Origin of the sequence: Stenotrophomonas sp. GbtcB23 (assembly GCF_019091045.1) — a bacterium.
Lineage (GTDB): Bacteria > Pseudomonadota > Gammaproteobacteria > Xanthomonadales > Xanthomonadaceae > Stenotrophomonas > Stenotrophomonas rhizophila_A.
In genome coordinates, this window is record NZ_JAGXKC010000657.1 from 1 (window position 1) to 239 (window position 239).

Below are 239 nucleotides of genomic sequence, written 5' to 3' on the forward strand. Positions count from 1 at the left end.
AATATGATAATACAATCATATGGTCGACCAAAGTATGAGTCTCACATGCGATTTATTCGGGCAATTTCCGTTCTCCTGACATTGGCGGTCGTCGCCGCTGTCGGGTTCCTTCTCATCGGATGGCGTTCGGAGATCCCTCCGGATGATCAGGCGGCAAGTGCCCAATATCCCCCCGACCTCGTCCCCCAGGGCGCGCTGCTTGCCTCGGTCGGCAACTGTAACGCCTGTCACACCAAGCC

Annotated in this window: 1 pseudogene; it reads left to right on the forward strand. The window is 56.1% G+C overall.

From position 1 onward, the window contains the following. Positions 1-45: 45 nt before the first annotated feature. Positions 46-239, forward strand: a pseudogene (locus KVS69_RS20465) (hypothetical protein); the annotation flags it as partial.